At 50.0% G+C, this 340-nt stretch carries 1 protein-coding gene; it reads left to right on the top strand.

All coding sequences use genetic code 11. The annotated features are described in order from the left end of the window. Positions 1-89: 89 nt before the first annotated feature. The coding region (locus HMPREF2526_RS03115; protein ID WP_168163147.1) for an IS3 family transposase at positions 90-340 on the top strand (251 nt) is incomplete at its 3' end.

The raw sequence follows: 340 nt of genomic DNA, 5'->3' as shown, positions 1-340 counted from the left end.
AAGTATTTTGCCGAAGAGACACGCTGGTAATCCGCTTCCAGTTTGTCTATGACTACCGAACCGAGTACTCGGTCAAGCGGATGTGCCACGTGTTAAAGCTCAATCGCTCCTCGTTCTACAAATGGGTCAACACCCGCGAAAAACGCAGGTTAAAGACGTGTTCCGATGCCCTTCTTGGTGCGAGAATCAAGACTATCTTCGATGATGAGCACGGGCTTTATGGTGCTAAACGCATCGCTGCAAGCCTCAACGACGATACGGACTTTCCTCCGATCAATCACAAGAAGGTCGCACGCATCATGAAATCCATGGGGCTGAAAGGCTTTAGTAAACGGCGTCG

Origin of the sequence: Corynebacterium sp. HMSC070E08 (assembly GCF_001808895.1) — a bacterium.
GTDB classification, from domain to species: domain Bacteria; phylum Actinomycetota; class Actinomycetes; order Mycobacteriales; family Mycobacteriaceae; genus Corynebacterium; species Corynebacterium hiratae.
This window is presented reverse-complemented; position numbering and strand designations above follow the sequence as displayed.